This is a genomic window from Chryseobacterium lathyri, assembly GCF_003290185.1.
Taxonomy (GTDB): Bacteria; Bacteroidota; Bacteroidia; order Flavobacteriales; family Weeksellaceae; genus Chryseobacterium; species Chryseobacterium lathyri.
Window position 1 is genome coordinate 15996 of the sequence record NZ_QNFY01000005.1, and the last position, 18791, is coordinate 34786.

At 38.8% G+C, this 18791-nt stretch carries 13 protein-coding genes; 3 read left to right on the forward strand and 10 right to left on the reverse strand.

What is annotated here, in order from left to right; genetic code table 11:
* Window positions 1–102: 102 nt before the first annotated feature.
* Both DRF61_RS07705 and DRF61_RS07710 read right to left on the reverse strand, forming a co-directional pair.
* Window positions 103–2148, reverse strand: coding sequence for a M16 family metallopeptidase (locus tag DRF61_RS07705; protein ID WP_111955692.1), 2046 nt, complete (start codon window positions 2146–2148; stop codon window positions 103–105).
* 52 nt (window positions 2149–2200) lie between these two features.
* The gene (locus DRF61_RS07710; RefSeq protein ID WP_111955694.1) at window positions 2201–3514 is read right to left on the reverse strand and encodes a M16 family metallopeptidase; all 1314 of its coding nucleotides are present in this window, start codon (window positions 3512–3514) and stop codon (window positions 2201–2203) included.
* A 296-nt stretch (window positions 3515–3810) separates the two neighbouring features.
* On the opposite strand from DRF61_RS07710, the gene DRF61_RS07715 reads away from it, so the two are divergent.
* Together DRF61_RS07715 and DRF61_RS07720 are read left to right on the forward strand one after the other, a co-directional pair.
* Window positions 3811–6141: an ATP-dependent helicase gene (locus DRF61_RS07715; protein ID WP_111955696.1), complete on the forward strand. Its 2331-nt coding sequence runs from the start codon at window positions 3811–3813 to the stop codon at window positions 6139–6141.
* A 272-nt stretch (window positions 6142–6413) separates the two neighbouring features.
* Window positions 6414–9140: a TonB-dependent receptor plug domain-containing protein gene (locus DRF61_RS07720; RefSeq protein ID WP_111955698.1), complete on the forward strand. Its 2727-nt coding sequence runs from the start codon at window positions 6414–6416 to the stop codon at window positions 9138–9140.
* A gap of 71 nt (window positions 9141–9211) precedes the next feature.
* On the opposite strand, the gene DRF61_RS07725 is transcribed toward DRF61_RS07720, so the two are convergent.
* From DRF61_RS07725 to DRF61_RS07740, 4 genes are all read right to left on the reverse strand, one after another.
* Window positions 9212–11053, reverse strand: coding sequence for a carbon starvation CstA family protein (locus DRF61_RS07725; RefSeq protein WP_111955700.1), 1842 nt, complete (start codon window positions 11051–11053; stop codon window positions 9212–9214).
* A 206-nt stretch (window positions 11054–11259) separates the two neighbouring features.
* On the reverse strand, window positions 11260–12282 hold the full coding sequence (locus DRF61_RS07730; protein WP_111955702.1) for an alpha/beta hydrolase: 1023 nt from the start codon (window positions 12280–12282) through the stop codon (window positions 11260–11262).
* 23 nt (window positions 12283–12305) lie between these two features.
* Window positions 12306–12689 (reverse strand): DUF3037 domain-containing protein, encoded by a 384-nt coding sequence (locus DRF61_RS07735; RefSeq protein ID WP_111955704.1) that lies wholly within the window; start codon window positions 12687–12689, stop codon window positions 12306–12308.
* Window positions 12676–13449 (reverse strand): HipA family kinase, encoded by a 774-nt coding sequence (locus DRF61_RS07740; RefSeq protein WP_111955706.1) that lies wholly within the window; start codon window positions 13447–13449, stop codon window positions 12676–12678. Before DRF61_RS07740 ends, DRF61_RS07735 begins: the two co-directional genes overlap by 14 nt.
* Before the next feature lie 141 nt (window positions 13450–13590).
* On the opposite strand from DRF61_RS07740, the gene DRF61_RS07745 reads away from it, so the two are divergent.
* On the forward strand, window positions 13591–14433 hold the full coding sequence (locus DRF61_RS07745) for an alpha/beta hydrolase family protein (protein WP_111955708.1): 843 nt from the start codon (window positions 13591–13593) through the stop codon (window positions 14431–14433).
* A 217-nt stretch (window positions 14434–14650) separates the two neighbouring features.
* Here the strand turns inward: DRF61_RS07745 and DRF61_RS07750 are convergent, their stop codons facing one another.
* The 4 genes from DRF61_RS07750 to hppD form a co-directional block, all read right to left on the reverse strand.
* Entirely contained in the window at window positions 14651–15475 is an 825-nt protein-coding gene (locus DRF61_RS07750) for a flavin reductase family protein (protein WP_111955710.1), read from the reverse strand.
* A gap of 171 nt (window positions 15476–15646) precedes the next feature.
* Window positions 15647–16894, reverse strand: coding sequence for a fumarylacetoacetase (gene fahA / locus DRF61_RS07755; RefSeq protein WP_111955712.1), 1248 nt, complete (start codon window positions 16892–16894; stop codon window positions 15647–15649).
* Between the two features lie 73 nt (window positions 16895–16967).
* Window positions 16968–17426, reverse strand: coding sequence for a hypothetical protein (locus DRF61_RS07760; protein WP_111955714.1), 459 nt, complete (start codon window positions 17424–17426; stop codon window positions 16968–16970).
* Between the two features lie 71 nt (window positions 17427–17497).
* Window positions 17498–18628, reverse strand: a complete 1131-nt coding sequence (hppD, locus tag DRF61_RS07765) for a 4-hydroxyphenylpyruvate dioxygenase (RefSeq protein ID WP_111955716.1) — start codon at window positions 18626–18628, stop codon at window positions 17498–17500.
* Window positions 18629–18791 lie beyond the last annotated feature (163 nt).

An 18791-nucleotide genomic window follows, 5' to 3' on the forward strand; every position in this document is an offset into this window, starting at 1 on the left:
TTAATCTTTTTTTACCGAATGGCAAAGAAGATAAGGGTAAATGTTATTAAAAATAAAAACGGCAGCGTCAGCTGCCATTTTTTCTATAAAAAAGACTATTCTTTATTTAAAATCAGAATCTTTAGCCTGGTTCACTTCGTAAGATTTTACATTCATAACCATGTCCATGCCCATTTGATTTATTGAGATCGTATATGGCATTTTCACACCATTTACATCCTTGTAATCAGAGAAAGTGGTAGGGATGGTTACTTCCTGTCCCTGCGCTTTCGCAGTTCTGGTTTCTCCTGTTTTCAATCCCGTAGCTACACTATAGTAATATGTTACATTGTTCCCTTTTACAGCGTAGGAATCTTCACCGCTGATTTTTTCAATTCCAGCTACTTTGTAATCTGAAGATTTTGCGAAACCCAATTCTTCAAACAGCTCAGTATTTTTCTGTTTTTCAGCAATCTGTTCAGGTTTCATAGGGGCTTTCTGTCCCATTTGCTCAGAATATCCCTGTTTTCCATCAAAAACCTGCTTCTGAACAACCTGTCCCATAGCAGTAACTGATGTCAGTTCCTTTCCACCCTGAGCTTTTATGATTTTAAAATCAATATTCTGTCCCTGCATAGACATCGAAGCGTTCATTGTGTAGGAAGAGATCTTTGCGAGATTTGCTTTTCCTCCTATTGCATTGATGTATTTATCAGCAATAGAAGCGACACTTACACTGGCATCGGCTTTTTGTGCAGTCGGCTTTGCTACCGGATTGGCTTCTTTATCGTAATATTTTACAGGATAACCCAGTTTTTCAAGCCCTTCAGAAATATCAGAAGCCTTACCGGCTATGAAAATTCTGCTTTGGTTTGGTAAAATAGTAGCTTTTACAGCATTGGAAATATCTGCAGCAGTCACTTTATCAATCGACTTTAAATAATTGGTGTAGAAATCAGAAGGCAGATCCTGAACCTTTTGGTTTAAAGCAAATTTTGCAATTGTTTCCGGCTTTTCCAGAGACATGATGAAAGATCCTTTCAGCTTAGCCTTGGCATTTTCCAGTTCTTCGGGCTTTACGGTAGAAATAGCATTAAGCTCATTCATAAATTCCTTAACTGCTTTATCCGTAACCTCATTTCTTACACTGGCATCAGCAGAGAAATCAGAAGAATATTTACCGGCATTCATACTAGAATAAGCACCATAAGTGAATCCGTTCTTTTCACGAAGGTTCATGAAAAGTCTCGCTTCACCGCCTCCGCCTAAGATATAATTGGCCATTGTAGCAGCAAAATAATTCGGATCTTTCATTTTAAGATTGTTCAGGTTATTCACCGAAACCACAGACTGTACAGCCGAAGGAACATCTACTACATTAATCTCTGTTTTAGCAAGATTGGAAGCCGGTTCCAGTGCAGTTGCCGGTGTGTTGGCCTTTTTCCATCCGCTGAAAGCTTTTTCTACCAGTGATTTTACCTTGTCAAATTTCACATCACCTACAATCACTAAATAAGCATTGTCAGGAGCGTAATATTTTTTATAAACGTTTTGTACGTCAGCTAACTGGATCTTGTTGATCGTTTCCACAGTTTCAAATTCACCTCTGGCTGTATTTTTACCATACATTAATGCATTGGAAACTTTAGAAGCGATAGAAGAAGCATTTTTCTCTTCAGATTTTAATCCTTCTACAGCTCTTTCTTTTGAATTTTGAATTTCTTCCGCAGAAAATTTAGGATTAATAATTGCATCGGCCATTAAACCCAATACCTCAGGGAAATATTTTGAAAGAGAGTTGGCAAAAGCACCGCTGGAAGAAAAGCTTAAGTTAGCTCCCAGATAATCTACTTTTTTATTAAAATCCTCTTTGCTCAGATTGGTTGTTCCGTTTTCAAACTGCTCAGCCATGATAGAGCTTACTCCGGTTACGCTTCCTTCGAGGAAAGGCGGTCTGTCCATAGAAAGAGTAGTGTTTACTCTTGGTAATTTATTGTTTTCCACAACCATTACTGTAAGACCATTGCTTAGCTGGAAAGTTTTTGGTTTTGCAATGTTGATCGCAGGAGTAGGTCCCGGTTTCGGCATTGCATTAAGGTCAATTTTTTGTGCTGAAACCGTTCCTGCGAATAAAAACGCTGCAGCTATATATGTTAATTGCTTTTTCATTTGTAAAAATTTAATTTTTAATAATCATATTTCAAACCTGAGTTTTAAATGATTACTTTTTTTCAGGAACGTAATTAATGATTACTCTTTGATTAGAATTCAGATACTTTTTAGCCGCATTCTGCAGATCCTGTCTCGTGATCGATCTGTAAATGTCGATTTCCTTATTGATCAGGTTGGTATTACCCATCAGAACATGATTGGTTGCCAATGAAGCTGCAATTCCCTGAATACTTGAGTTGGCATTTACGAACTGGTTCTCATACTGGTTCTGAAGCTTCTGATAATCTTCCTCGGAGATCAGGCCTGTCTGCAGTTTTTTGATTTCTGCATCAATATCAGACTGTAAAGTCTGCTTTGTGGTCTGTCCCATCGGGATTGCGAAGAATGCGAAAATACTGTAATCTTCAAGTCCTTGATTGAAGGCCTCTACAGCAAGCGCTTTTTTATCCTGGTCAACTAATTTTTTGTATAAAACTGAAGACTTACCATTGCTCAGATAAGATGAAAGCATATCAAGAACATAGGCATCTTTTTCTTTATTAGCCGGAGTTCTGTAAGCAAAAATATAGGCAGGGAGCTGAATGTTCGGATCTGTAGCCGTTACCTCTTTTTCCTGAGTGATAGGAGCGTCTTTCGGAAAATCTTTTGGATAAAGCGTTCCTTTCTGAATTCCTCCGTAATATTCCTGAATCCATTTTTTAGTCTGCTCAGGCTTGATGTCTCCTGCAACTACCAATGTAGCATTGTTCGGAACATAATATTTTTTATAGAATGCCTGGAACTCTTCCAGTTTTGCAGAGTTAAGATCTTCCATAGAACCAATTGTAGGCCAGTTGTACGGGTGATTCGTAAATAAATTCTTCTGAATGGTAGGGAAAAGGTTTCCATAAGGCTGGTTGTCCATTCTTAATCTTTTCTCCTCTTTTACAACCTCTCTCTGAGTATCTACTCCCACCTGGTTAATGACAGCGTGACGCATTCTTTCAGCTTCCATCCAAAGACCAAGCTGCTCGTTGTTGGACGGGAAAGTCTCATAATAATACGTTCGGTCATTCGTCGTGTTCGCATTATTTTGACCTCCGTTTGAAGAAACGATCTTGAACCAGTCCCCTCTTTTGATGTTGGGTGTTCCTTCAAATAAAAGATGTTCAAAGAAATGGGCAAAACCTGTTCTTCCCTTTACTTCATCCTTCGCACCTACATGGTACATTACCCCAGTAGTGACTACCGGTGCAGAATTGTCCTGATGAAGAATTACGTGAAGGCCGTTTGGCAGGTCATACTCTTCAAATTTAATTTGCTGTGCATTCAGTACCATTCCGAAGAAAGATGCTGCTGCCACAGAAAGAAGTCGCTTTTTCATAAAGTAGAAATTGTTTTGGATAGATTAGTAGAGAAAACAGAGTATTTGTTACATAATTACTCCACTTTTTTTAATTTTTTAATTTATTTGTAAAACTTTATAAATCCACAGTTTTGTCAACAAGAATATAATTTATACGGAACGAAAAATAGTTGGTGTGAAAAACCCTAACAATTAAAACTGTTCTGATGCCGAAGAAAACCCCGATTCAATTTTTTACTTTCTTTAAATTAAACTCATAATTTGAATTGTCCTTTGAATACATTAATTTTGTGTTCCCAAAATTTTTTTGCAGTATGGATTATCTGAAAGGACTCAATGAATCACAATATGAAGCCGTTACCTCTCTACAGGGGCCTTTGATGGTGCTTGCAGGCGCAGGTTCCGGAAAGACACGTGTGCTTACCATGCGTATTGCCCACCTGATCCACAACGGAATTGACCCTTTCAACATCCTGGCATTAACCTTTACTAACAAAGCGGCTCGCGAAATGAAAGACCGTATTGCAAAAGTAGTTGGAGACAGCAATGCAAGAAGTTTATGGATGGGAACTTTTCACTCTGTTTTTGCAAGAATCCTGAGAATTGAAGGGCATTACCTCGGATATCCTTCCAATTTTACGATCTATGATCAGCAGGATGCCTTAAATGTTATCAGAAAAGTACTCAAAGACATGAATATCGATGCCGATCTTTACAAACCTAAAAAAGTCCAGGCAAGAATTTCAACATACAAAAACAATCTGATTACGGTAAAAGCTTATTTCAACAATCCGGAACTGATGGAAGCTGATGAAAAAGCCAATATGAAATTCATCGGGAAGATCTACCAGAAGTATGTGGAAGCATGTTTCAAGAACGGGGCGATGGATTTTGATGACTTACTGCTAAAGACCAATGAATTACTGACCCGTTTTCCGGAAGTGCTGGCCAAATATCAGGACAGGTTCAGGTATATCATGGTAGATGAGTACCAGGATACCAACCATTCCCAATATCTTATTGTAAAAGCGCTGGCTTCAAAATTTGAAAATATCTGCGTGGTAGGGGATGATGCCCAGTCCATTTATTCTTTCCGTGGCGCAAACATTTATAACATCTTAAATTTTAAGAAAGATTATCCTGATGCGATAACCGTTTCCCTGGAGCAGAATTACCGTTCAACCCAGAATATTGTGAACGCGGCCAACGTTGTCATTGCGAAAAACTTACAGCAGTTTAAGAAGAATGTTTTCAGTGATAATGAAGAAGGGGATAAGATCAAAATATACCGTTCCCTTTCCGATGCTGATGAAGCGAATTTTGTAGCCGGAAACATCTGGGAACTCAGAAACACCGACCAGAGAAAGTACAGTGATTTTGCAATTTTATACAGGACCAATTCACAGACCAGAGCATTTGAAGACGCGCTGAGACGTAAAAATATCCCGTACAAGGTTTACGGAGGGCTTTCTTTCTACCAGAGAAAGGAGGTGAAAGATCTTATTGCCTATCTGCGTCTTCTGGTTAATGAAAATGACTCGGAGGCACTGATGAGGATCATCAATTATCCTACAAGAGGAATTGGAGAAACCACACAGAATAAGCTGATCGTTTTTGCAGATTCTCATAATGTAACTATTTCACAGGTACTGAGTAATCTGCCGATGTATGCTCTGCAGTTGGGCTTAAACAACGGTGTTTTAACCAAACTGAATGATTTCTGGTCCATGATCAAAGCCTTCCAGGTATTGCTGAAAACCGATACGGCTTACAGTGTTGCTATGGAAGTTGCCAAGCGAAGCGGACTGATTAAATTCTTAAAAGATGATCAGACCCCTGAAGGAATTTCCCGGGTAGAGAACGTACAGGAATTGATGAACTCTATGCAGGGATTCATTGAAGAGCAGATGCAGCTGGAGGACGGAGATCCGAGCCTTCCGAATTTCCTTGAAAATATTGCCCTTTCTGCGGATACTCAGGATAAAAATACAGATGAAGATATGGTTTCTTTAATGACCATTCACCTGTCCAAAGGTCTTGAATTCCCCGTAGTACACCTTGTGGGTCTTGAGGAAAACCTTTTCCCGAGCTTTATGAGCTCAGCAACAAGGGAAGATCTGGAAGAAGAAAGACGTTTATTTTATGTGGCACTGACAAGAGCTGAAAAACAGGTGTTTTTCTCCTATGCCGTTTCACGTTTTCAATGGGGAAAAATTACAGATGCAGAGCCTTCAAGATTCTTAAGTGAAATTGATGATGAATATATTGAATTCCTAAATCCGGCTCTGGAAAAGAGATTCATCAACAATACAGGGATAAAATCCAATATTTTTGATGAGCATCCTTCCGAACAAAAAGCATTTAGACGGGTTGAAAAGAAAACCATTGACAAAGGAGACAGCTCAAAACCTGCACCGGAAGTCAGAAAACTGAAGCCGGTAAGTACGGCGAAAATTATCAATCCAAGTGGAGCTTCTTCACAGGATATCGAAGTAGGAGACAAGGTAAGACACGACCGTTTCGGAATAGGAGAAGTTTCTTTTCTGGATGGTACAGATCCCCAGAATATTAAGGCCAAAGTAATTTTCATACATGAAGGAGAGAAAAACCTTATCCTGAAATATGCTAAGCTTACAAAAATATAACGTTTAATTTTCAGCATAGAAGCTGATGATAATATTTTTATAACGGATTCCATCTTTGGATTCCGTTTTTTTTATTCAAACACAAATGGCAAGAGTGTACTTTGTGATCTTGGTGACATTTGTGAAAAATTAGTGTTATTCGTATTTAAAGAACAATAGACCAGAACTATCTTAAATTTTCATAAAATTAAAGTCTATTAATTTTGTAGACTAATGAATTAGTTTTACATTTGCCACTCAAAAAAACATAAACTATAAATTGATGTAAGGGTATGAAAAATAAAAAGACTATTTTATCAGCTTCAGTTCTTTTTTTTCTCGGAACTTATGCTTTCGGGCAGGAAAAAGAAAAAGACAGCGTAAAAACCAATAATGTAGAAGAAGTCGTGGTGCTGGGTTCAAGAGCCGGCGCACGATCCAAAACAGACAGTCCGGTTCCTGTGGACGTCTTCAATATAAAAGAATCATCAGTAGTTCTTCCGCAATCCAGTATAGGACAGATTTTGAACGCAATAGCACCCTCTTTCACCTCTACCATTCAAACCAATTCCGATGGAACAGACCATTTAGACCCTGCCCAGCTGAGAGGATTAGGCCCGGATCAGGTGTTGGTTTTAGTCAATGGAAAAAGAAGGCATACTTCTGCTTTGGTGAATGTAAACGGAACACCGGGAAGAGGAACAGTAGGAACAGATTTGAACTCCATTCCTTCATTTGCTTTGAACAGGATTGAGGTGCTGCGTGACGGAGCTTCAGCCCAGTATGGATCAGATGCCATTGCAGGAGTCATCAACCTTGAACTGAAAAAGGATATCGGAAAATTAACCGGCCAGGTAAGTTATGGCGGAAATTTAACTCCGACAGCCAATGATCATACCGGAAACTTTGACGGACAAAATATTCAGGTAGACCTTAATTATGGAAATAAGATCGGGAATAAAGGCGGTTTTTATAATATCACATGGTCTTCACAGTTCAGAAATCCGACCTTCAGAGCCGGCACGGAAAGCGGGGCAATCTATAATGCATATAATGCTATCGAAAAACGTGCTTTAAATGACGGTGTGAATCTTTCCTCACTTTTCTCCAATATTAACAATGTTCCCAATCCGCAGCAGCTTATTAATTATATTCATCAGTATGCACAGGGTGTAAGCTATTTTTCTCCTCAGTTTCAGAATCAGATTCAGACTGCCAATACAATCGGTGCTTTGCAAGGTTTATTAAAAGGAGATGTTACAGATCAGGAGCTGGCTTACAGAGGACTGGACAGAAAAGATTTCAATATGCAGGTAGGACAGTCGAAACTGAACAATCATCAGCTTTTTGCCAATATTGAAGTTCCTATCAATGACAACTGGAAAGTATATACGTTTGGAGGATACAGTTTCAGGCACGGAAGCTCAGGTGGGTTCTACAGAAGGCCTAACCAGAGCAGAACTTTTACAGGGTTGTACTCAGACGGTTATCTGCCGCAAATCGGAACGGATATCCAGGATTTATCGCTTTCTGCAGGGATCAAAGGGAATTGGGACGGCTGGAATATTGATTTCAGTAATACATTCGGACAGAATTCATTCACCTATAATATCAGCGACACAGGAAATACATCTTTACGCTTTGCGTCTCCTAATGAGTTTGATGCGGGAGGTTTAAGATTTTCCCAGAATACCATCAATTTAGATTTTTCTAAAAAGTATGATGTCTGGAATGGAATTAATGTGGCTTTCGGAGCAGAGCACCGGTATGAAAACTTTAAAATAACGCAGGGTGACGAAGCTTCATATACCACTTATGATGCGGCAGGAAATATATGGAATAATACCAGCCCGAGAGGTACGGATTTCTTTGGAAATACACTTCCCGGAGGATCACAGGTTTTCAGCGGGTTTAAACCTGTCAATGCCGTAGACAAGAATAGACAGGCGGTAGCAGCGTATGCAGATGTTGAATTCAATTTTACCAACTGGTTATTGGTAGATGCAGCAGCGAGATATGAGAACTATTCAGATTTCGGATCTACATTCAATTATAAGCTGGCTTCAAGGATCAGAGTGGCTCCCAATTTTAATGTAAGACTGGCAGGTTCTACAGGGTTCAGAGCACCATCCATCCACCAGATTTATTATAATGTAACCTCTACTTTGTTTACAAACAGTCAGCTTCTGGAGGTAGGAACCTTCAGCAATGATTCAGACATTGCAGGATTGCTGGAAATGCCAAAACTAAAGCAGGAAACTTCCAAATCTGCCAGTGTAGGATTTACTTACAGGATTCCTTCCGCAAGCCTTACTTTTACAGCAGACGGTTATTTTACAAGAATCAACAACAGGATCATTCTTACGGATCAGTTCTTAAGAGCAGATGTACCTGCTGCTGCACAGGCTGCTTTTGATGCCCAGGGAGTTAATGCGGCTCAGTTCTTCACGAATGCTATAGATACGGAAACAAAAGGAATAGACCTTGTGATTTCTCATAACGTAAGATTTTCCGGCTTAAAACTCGATAACAGCTTTGCCGCCAATATCAGTGAGACCAGGAAAGTAGGGGATATTCATTCCTCAGGACTTCTGCAGTCTCCGAATCTTGAGAAAATCTATTTCTCTGAAAAATCCAGAGTATATCTGGAAGAAGCGGTTCCAAGGGTAAAAGCAAGCTTGTCGCATACGCTGGCCTGGAAAAAAGGAAGTGTCTATCTTAGAAATACCTATTTCGGAAAAGTGACAGGTGCAGATATTATTGATGTTAATGGTGACGGAGTCGTAGGGGTCAATGAACACCAGCAGATCGGGCATAAAATTATTACCGACCTTTCATTGGCCTACCAGTTTACAAAGAATGTAGGGCTTACATTGGGAGTAAACAATCTTTTTGATATTTATCCCGATAAAAATCTTACAGCATCTACCAACAATGACCAGTTTATCTATTCCCGTTCAACATCCCAGTTTGGCCAGAACGGAAGGTATGTGTTTACAAGGCTCAACTTCAATTTTTAAATAAATAATAATTAGTAAAAAACCAGTCCGGGACATCCGGACTGGTTTTGTTTTTATGTTAGTTTTATTGGTTATCTTTCTACAAGCTCTTTTACAGGCTCTCCGTAATAATCTATCTCGGTGGTCTTAATCTGCAGAAGCTGGTACCATTTGATAAAAGCCCCAATGAACACAATAAGCATCAGTACCATCGCCGTAACTGCTAAAGTGGCCAATAGATACTGTTCTTTGGGAAGATAGATTGCTGTGACCTGAATATAACCGGCCCAGAAAGTAATTCCAGCCATGAACACTCCGGGGATTGCAGAACACAGGGCATATTTGCCTCTTTTCATCCGGATCAGCATCGTCGTACAGACAATCAGTCCGCAGGCTGCCAACAGCTGGTTACTGATCCCGAACAGCGGCCAGATACTGCTTACATTCCCCGTAAATACCAGATAGCCCCAGGCAAAAGTAAATAAAAGGCTGCTGATAATAATTCCGGGAACCCAGTTTTTATCATTGAATTTTGGAATGACAGAACCCAGCATTTCCTGCAAAAAGAAACGGCCCACCCTTGTTCCTGCATCAATGGCAGTAAGAATAAATACAGCTTCAAACATAATGGCAAAATTATACCAGTAAGCAGTCAGCTGGTCCATATATGGGATCTTATTAAAAATATGAGCCATTCCCACGGCTAGAGATACAGCCCCGCCGGTTCTTCCGTGAAGTTCGATGCCTATTTTCTGTGAATAATAATCGATATCTACACCATGGAGGGAAGGGTGTGCAGCAAGGAAAGCATCATAAGATTCCTTCGGAGTATTGATGGCGAAATAATCAGCGGGCATTAATGTACAGGCAGCAATCAAAGCCATTAAAGCTACGAAACCTTCTACAAGCATGGCTCCATAACCTACAAATAGAATTTCCTTTTCTTTATTAAGCATCTTGGGAGTTGTCCCTGTTGCAATTACTGCATGAAAACCGGAAATTGCTCCACATGCAATGACTATAAAGATAAAAGGAAGCACAGGGCCTCCTATAACAGGTCCACCACCTTTTATAAACTCCGTAAGAGCAGGCATTTGAATTGTTGGATGAATGACAATCACACCCACTGCAAGCATAATGATGGTTCCTATTTTAAGATAGGTCGAAAGATAATCTCGAGGAACCAGAAGAAGCCATACAGGCAGTACGGAAGCGAGAAAACCATACAATGGAATGGCAATAGAAATGGTTTTAATATCCCACGAAAACAGATTATTCATTGTTGCGTTCTGCATCAAACTATGGCCGCCAATAATGCCTGCCACCAAAAGTATACCTCCTAAAATACTGGCAAAAAGAACACTGTTTTTTCTGTATCTCATGATAAGGCCCATGATCACTGCAATAGGCATAGTGATTACAACGGTAAAAAGAGACCATGAAGCCTCATGCATTGCATTGATACAGGCGAGTGACAAACCAGCCAGTGTAAGAATAAGGATAAATAAAATAGCAAAGCCAGCAACCGTTCCTGTTGCTTTACCTATTTCTTTGGAGGCAATAGTAGCCAGACTCTGTCCTTTATGCCGTACTGAAGCAAATAAAACCACCATATCATGTACGCCTCCGCCAAGTACACATCCAATCAGGATCCATAATGCACCGGGCAGATATCCAAACTGAGCAGCCAGTACGGGCCCAACCAAAGGGCCGGCAGCAGCAATCGCAGCAAAATGATGGCCGAAAAGTACATTCTTATTGGTAGCTACATAATCTTTACCGTCGGCAAATTCTACTGCAGGAGTAGTATTTTTATCATTAAGTCTGAGCACTTTATTGGCAATGAAAATACCATAAAAGCGATAAGCAATTGCAAAGACAAGTACTGATACAAAGATCAGGGTGAGTGCATTAGTGTTATTCAGAAAATCCATATCATCTGTTTTTTTGGAGTGAATAATTAAAATATTGGATATTTTGTTAAGAATAATTTAAACAAAAGCCAAGTTAATTATTTTATGAGTAAAAAAGATGAAATATATATTAATCTTGCAATTTTTACGTTTGCTATGAATATTTATAATTTAATATATTGATTTATAATATTTTATATTTTGTTTTGTTTCAGGATATATATGTATTATTTTCTTTGAGAAATGATAAAATCCACCATCTGGTCAGTAAGCCTGTCCATATAGCCCTTATCCGTTGTTCCGAAACCATGAATGCCATTTTCTACGATGACCAGGCTGTTCTGAATGTTTTCTCTTTTGAGCTTTCTGTGAAGCTTTTTAGACTGTTTCATAGGAACTACTTTGTCTTTATTTCCTTGGACGATTAAGGTAGGGACGCCACCTGAAGCATAGGTAACCGGAGAAATGGTTTTAAAGTATTCTATTGTTTTAGCTTTATCTTTTTTAATATCATACCCTGACAATCCTCTTACAAGATTGGTTCTGAGATCTACGATTTTCTTTGCTGCCAGTCCGAAAAAAAAGACAGGCACTTTTCCGAGTCGGGTATGAAGCAGCTTATTCATGTCTGAGGGACCATAATGATCCACCACATAATTTACCTTTGCAGAATAAGAAGAAAGTTCCGGGCTTCCGGCAAACTCGTTGTCTGGCGTATATGCCGCGAGCATTGAGAGATGTGCTCCAGATGAAGCCCCAAAAAAGCCAATATTGTTCGAGTCGAATTTATATTTTGCTGCATTTTTCCTTACCCATCTTACTGCATCTTTAGTATCTTCTACAGGAAGCGGGAAATGAATGCTGTCATTCAGAAGCGTATAATTGATACTGATTACCGCATATTTTTTATCCAGGAGCTTTGAAATGAATGTTTCAATATAGCTTTCATCTCTGATGGTTTTATCGCCTTTTACCCATGCACCTCCATGTACATAGACGACGACGGGCATTTTGTCGTCTGAAACAGTTTTGGGAGTATAGAGGTCTAGTGAAACAGGATTTCCTTTTGCATTGGTTTTATAAACAATATTTTCTGAGACTGATGATATTTCCGACAGAAGACTGCTTTTTGTGGAATTTGATTCAGGTTGGTTTTGTGAATAACTTAAATTAGATAAACCTAAGGAGAAAACAAAAAACAGGTTTATGAAAAACCTGTAGATTGATATGTTGTTTATTGATGATTTCATAGAATACTTTTTGTGGTGGAGTGTTATTTTACTAACTCCTCAAAAAGTTTACCAAACGTCTTTTCCAGGTCTTTGGATTTTCCCGGATGAGGTCTTGAAGTCTGAACCACAGAACTTCTTACAGCGGTTAGCCAGCGGAAACGTTCCGGAATATCCATCAGAGCGATAGGACCACCTTCCTTATCTCCATTAGCGATTTTTTGAAAGCTTTCAAGATTCTGGATGACGTCATCATAATCCAGTTTGCTATGCATGAGTTTGAATTTATCGGGACATAAATAAAACTCCACGCGGATGAATTTCTCCTTTTTGGAAAACATCACAAGGCCTATATTGAAAAATTCTTCTCTTTCAACTTTTGGTACCAGGCGTATAACAGCGTATTCGTATATTTTATCCTCTTGCATTTTTAGCTTCGTTTACAAAGATTTGAGAATTTTCTAACCTTGTTTTCAGGAACTGGAAGTAGATTTCACGGATCTCTTCAGGAGTTTCATCGGCGTCATCCCAGTGGAGCCAGTCCTCAGGAATTAAATTGACGATCTCCCTGAACAGTTTATCATTCAGTACCTCATGAGCAAATCGATCGGCTTCATCCAACATTTTTGCTTTCGGGAGCAGTACATGGTCCTTCACGTATTTGAACGGGGTCTTTGCAGCCGTATCAAAATTCTGCCACGAATGATGGAAATAAAAAGAAGCACCATTATCGATGACCCAAAGCTCTTTATGCCACATCAGGAGGTTTGTATTCTTAAAAGTACGGTCAATATTGGTAATGAACGCGTCCAGCCAGACAATTTTTGAAGCCAGAAGAGGATCTATCTTTACCCCCGGATCATAAGTGATGGAACCCGAAAGATAATGCAGCCCCAAATTCAGGCCTTCTGAAAATTTCAGTAAATCCTGAATTTCCTCATCAGCTTCTGTTCTTCCAAAATCGGCATCCAGATTTACAAATACCAGCTCTGGAATCTTCAGTCCCAAAGCCTCCGTGATCTTGCCGCCCAGAAGTTCGGAGATCAGCATCTTTACTCCGTGGCCTGCACCCCGGAATTTCAGTACATATTTAAAATTATCATCAGCTTCTGCCAAAGCAGGAAGAGATCCGCCTTCTCTTAAAGGCAGAATGTAACGTGTGACGGTTACCGTTCTTAAATCCAGCATACTGCAAAAATAAGGTTATTTTGATAACTATTTAAGCATTTCCGGGGTTAACTTTTCTAGATGAATTTTTTTTATTATATTTAGATTAAAGGGAAATATTGCTGGTCCCTGTTATTTAAGAATCGTAATCAAATTTTTTATATGGAATTGATAAAAAACCTTAATATAAAACTGGAAAATGCAGAAACCCGGGATTTTCTGGCTGACGCAGTTTATCCTGAAACCAATGGAAAGTTGCCGTTAGTGATCTTTGTTCATGGTTATAAAGGGTATAAAGACTGGGGAGCATGGAATCTAATGGCTGAAAAGTTTGCTGAAGCGGGTTTGTTCTTTGTGAAATTTAATTCATCCCATAACGGAACTACTGTTGAAGATCCTTACAATTTTGGTGATTTGGAAGCTTTCGGGAATAATAATTATTCAAAAGAGCTTTCGGACCTCGGTGTTGTAATCGATCATTTTGTGAAAGATCTCAACGTAGACGACCAGAGAATAATTCTGATCGGGCACAGTAGAGGAGGAGGGATTTCCATTATAAAAACATTTGAAGACGAAAGGATCAACGGACTTATCACTCTGGCAAGTGTAGATACTTTAGACCGTTTCCCTAAAGACGGAGCTCTGGAAAACTGGAAAAAAGAAGGTGTGTATTATGTGCTGAACGGAAGAACAAAACAGGAAATGCCTCACTATTACCAGTTTTATGAAGATTATGAAAAGAATGTTCACCGTTTTGATGTGGAAAGAGCGACAGAAATGGCCAAAGCTTATGTGCTGATCATTCACGGAACCCAGGACGAAAGTGTTAGTGTGAAAAATGCGGAACATCTTCATATCCTGAATCCGAATTCAGAATTGTTCCTGGTTGAAAATGCAGATCATACGTTCGGATCAAAAGAACCGTGGACTGAAAAAAATCTTCCCCATCACCTGAATATCGTTACAGAAAAATGCATTGATTTTCTGAATAAGAATATGAAGTAATGTTGAAGGAAACTTTTTTGAGATTGCTTCGTCACAGTGACATGAGGTATTTTTTATCGATTTTTTTGATGCAAAGTTTTAAAATAACAGAACATATATTTAAGAGAGCAAAGAAGAAATCTACAAGTTGATTTGATGAAGCGTGTCGTTTAACAATTTAATTTTATAGCTAATAAATAAAAAACCAGCCTTTGCAGACTGGTTTTATTGTGTAGAATTATTGTATTATTAAAAGCGCCCAGGCTTCTTCAATTTTACTCTCAAGAAGAAGTTTCTGAGCATCCAGATGAACATTCTCATCTGCATGGAAATTTCCTGCAGGTAATATTTCTACATTGGCGAGCATCCCCAGGTCGTTTCCTGTAAATACTTTACTGTACTTAATGGAATCCGGCAGAAGATCAAAGCCTATTCCTTTTGTAACCAATGGTTTCGGAACTTCAAAAAGACTGTTCTCATTGCTTCTGGAATACCAGTTGCTTCCCAGACGGGCTACCATATCCAGCTTTTGCTGATCCAAATTTCCAGCCTCGTTCAGATATTCTTCCCTGATGTGGATTTTCTGCACCTCACAGATCACAAGATTTCCTGCACCGCCCTGATCTCCCAGAGACTTCACTTCTAAAACTTTACATTCAAAGTTAACAGGACATTCTTCAATCAGTTTGGGCTGTACCAGATCTGCCTCTTTCATAGTCAGACCGGATTTAATGAATTCATTGACTCCGGTTTCATATTCTGTAGAAGCCAAAGAAATCTGCTGCACAATAGGAAAATTCACCGTTCCGATCACTACTTCCGGAACTTCCAAAATATTTTCCAGGGTATGTTTAGTGGTATTGTCTCGTACTCGTCTGGAAGGTGAAAAGATCAGCACAGGTGGAACCGTACTGAACATATTAAAAAAGCTGAATGGTGATAAATTAATATTTCCGTTTTTATCTACTGTAGAAGCTAATGCGATCGGACGCGGTGACACGGCGGTCTGCATGATGGTCTGGAGCTGTACGGGGGATAATTCGGAGGGTATTACTGTTTTCATATTCTGTTTTTTAACACTCAATTAAACTTAAGTGTTCAAATTATGTAAAAAGATGCTTCGACTTCGCTCAGCATGACATTTTTAATACTAGCCGTTTTTATTAGCAATTAATTTTTAATGATGTCATGCTGAGCAAAGTCGAAGCATCCGGATTATTTATTTAAAATTGAATTAAATTGAAGGAATAATTTTACCAGAAACCTCACCAAAACCTACTCTCACGCCATCTTTTTCAGCCCAGGCTTTCATGGTAACTGTATCCTTATCTTCAATGAATTTTCTTTCCTGGCCATTGCTTAGCTGTAAAGGATTTTGTCCTCTCCAGGTCAGTTCCAGCATAGATCCGAAAGATTTCGGATCGCTTCCTGAAATGGTTCCGCTGGCGTATAAATCTCCAACTTCCACGTTACATCCGTTTATCGTATGATGGGCTAGTTGCTGAGCCATATTCCAGTACATAAATTTATAATTACTTTCTGAAATCAGGTTTTCTTCACCATTTTCAGGCTGTAAATACACTTCAAGATTGATATCGTAATTTTTATCACCCTCAAACTTTAAATAGTCTAAAACTTCAGGGTCCTGCTTTGGAGAAGCTGTTCTGAAAGGTTCTAAAGCTTCAAGGGTAACTACCCACGGAGAGATAGATGAGCCGAAGTTTTTACCAAGGAAAGGTCCCAGTGGAACATACTCCCATGCCTGAATGTCTCTTGCCGACCAATCGTTGAATACCACCATTCCAAAGATTGCTTCCTCAGCATCCTTTGTAGAAATGCTTTCACCCATTTCTGAGTTTCTGTTAAGAATGAAGGCCATTTCCAGTTCAAAGTCAAGCTGCTTGCTTGGTCCGAAAACCGGTTTTTCAGCGTCTGCAGGTTTTGTCTGACCTTTCGGACGGTTGATTTCTGTTCCTGAAACAACGATGGATGAAGCTCTTCCGTGATAACCTACCGGAAGGTGTTTCCAGTTCGGAAGCAGCGCATTGGCCGGGTCACGGAACATTTTTCCAACATTCGTTGCATGTTCAATGCTGCTGTAAAAATCCGTATAATTCGGAATGTGCACAGGCATCATCATTTTTACTTTATCAAGGTCGTAGAAAGCATCTGCAATAGTTTTTTCGTCCTTTGAAAGGATAGAACCTTCCTGTAGGAGCTCCTGAATTCTTGTGCGCACTACATTCGTTACAGGTTTCCCCAGTTCAATAAATTCGTTGATGGTGTAGGCTTCAAAAATATTATCATCCAGTCCTTCAATATTTTCAAAATATCCAAGATCATAAAGAGTGGCAAGATCGATGACCTGATCTCCGATCCTTGTGCAACATCCGATATATTCTTTGTTAAAAACTGCTACTCCGAAAGGAATATTATGTATAGAAAAGTCTGAATCTGAAGAATATTCTACAAATGATTTCATAATTTTTTGGAATTAAATTAAAAATGGTAAGATAGCGAATCCATAAAGATCCGTAATCATGATTCTGTGGGAATTATTTCTTTTTGGAATAAGAGGCCTCATCTATCCACCTGTCTTTGGTATTGACATCAATAAGATACAGGATATTATCCTGCTTAGTCAGCAGCAAAGTTTTGGTTACAGGCATTGGAACTTTTTTATTTTCAAGTTTATCTGCTCTCAGAGAAAGAATGTTTTTTTTCCTGATGATATCTCCTGTAAAAACATTTGAGCTGCTTTCGCCGGTAGCTTTATCATCAAAAACTTCTACATAGGTAGCATCTTTTCCTTTAATAACAATAAAATCTCTTTCTGTATGATCCTCTGCATCTTTAATGAAGATAAACTTCTTGTTGTCAATGTTTACATTTTCAAGATGCTGATTGATGCCCTTTCTTTCTTCCAGGCGATTAAGAATTTCATTAAGAGTTCCATACTGAGCATTTAGCCCTAATGTTCCGAAAAATAAAATCCCGATAAAAAATTTTCTCATAATGTGTTTTTTAAAAAAAAGTTTTGTCAAGACTCCTTCATCCTGACAAAACTTAGTATTCTATATTTAAATTAAAGATTTCCTCTTCTTTCTTGTTCTCTTTCTAATGCTTCAAATAACGCTTTGAAATTTCCGGCACCAAAACTCTGTGCACCATGTCTTTCAATGATTTCGAAGAATAGAGTAGGACGGTCTTCTACAGGCTTCGTAAAGATCTGAAGTAAGTATCCTTCTTCATCATGATCAATAAGGATGCCTAAGTCTTGTAATTTTTTAAGATCTTCATCAATATGGCCAACTCTTTCAGGAACCATATCGTAGTAAGCCTCTGGTGGAGCGGAAAGGAACTCTACCCCGCGTTTTTTTAATTCGGTTACTGTGTGGATAATATCTTTTGTAGCCACAGCGATGTGCTGTACCCCTTCACCTTCATAGAAATCAAGATATTCTTCTACCTGAGATTTCTTCTTACCTTCTGCCGGCTCATTGATCGGGAATTTTGCAAATCCGTTTCCATTAGACATTACTTTAGACATTAATGCAGAATATTCTGTATTGATCTGCTTGTCATCAAAAGAAAGGATGTTCACAAATCCCATTACTTTTTCGTACCATTCTACGGTAGGAATCATCCTGTTCCAATCTACGTTTCCTACACAATGGTCTACGTATAATAAACCTGTTTCTTCAGGCTTGTAATCGCTTTCCCATTTTTCATATCCGGGCATGAAAGCGCCTTTGTAGTTTTTTCTTTCAACAAACATATGGATTGTTTCTCCGTACGTATAAATTCCGGACATTCTTACCTCACCGTTCTCATCTGTTAAAGTTACAGGCTCCAGATATGGTTTTCCGCCTCTTTCAGTAGTTTCTTCAAAAGCTTTGTAAGCGTCATCTACCCAAAGTGCCAAAACTTTCACTCCATCACCATGTTTTTTTACGTGCTCGCTGACAGGTGAGTCGGATTTAAGCCCTGTTGTTAATACCAATCTTATTTTCCCCTGCTGAAGAACATAAGAAGCGCGGTCTCTTACTCCTGTTTCAGGACCAGCATATGCTACAGACTGAAAACCGAAAGCGGTTTTGTAATAATGGGCAGCCTGTTTAGCATTTCCTACATAAAACTCAATGTAATCTGTACCGTTGATAGGTAAAAAATTCTCAGCTTGAGCAATTTTTTCGGCAAATGTAAGTGTTGACATATTTCTATTTTTACTTTTATTTTTATGAATGCAAATTACAAAAATCTTAGAAATAGTGAAAGCATTGAAGTGGATTCCTTAAATATACTTAACATAATGTTAAAGAAGAGTTCATTTAAGTATATTTAAGTTTCTTTATAATAAAACTGGATATCTATCTTTG